At 69.0% G+C, this 316-nt stretch carries 1 protein-coding gene; it reads right to left on the bottom strand.

Annotated elements, in window-relative coordinates; genetic code table 11:
* Positions 1-316: carboxyl transferase domain-containing protein (locus IF73_RS0137240; RefSeq protein WP_031016023.1), on the bottom strand; the 316-nt coding region annotated here is incomplete at both ends.

Here is a 316-nt window from a genome sequence, read left to right as displayed (position 1 = left end):
CTGGGTGATCTCCTCGCCGGTGACCGCCTTGACGACGTCCGGACCGGTGATGAACATCTGCGAGGTCTCACGGACCATGAACACGAAGTCCGTCAGCGCAGGACTGTAGGCGGCGCCGCCCGCGCACGGGCCGAGCATCACGCTGATCTGCGGGATCACGCCCGAGGCCCGGGTGTTGCGCTGGAAGATGCCGCCGTAACCGGCGAGCGCCGAGACGCCCTCCTGGATCCGGGCGCCGGCGCCGTCGTTCAGCGAGACCAGCGGCGCGCCGGCCGCGATGGCCATGTCCATGATCTTGTGGATCTTCGTGGCGTGG

The sequence above is a fragment of the Streptomyces sp. NRRL F-5727 genome (genome assembly GCF_000719555.1).
Taxonomy (GTDB): domain Bacteria; phylum Actinomycetota; class Actinomycetes; order Streptomycetales; family Streptomycetaceae; genus Streptomyces.
The sequence above is the reverse complement of the archived record's forward strand: the minus strand, read 5'-3'. Positions and strand labels throughout refer to the sequence as shown.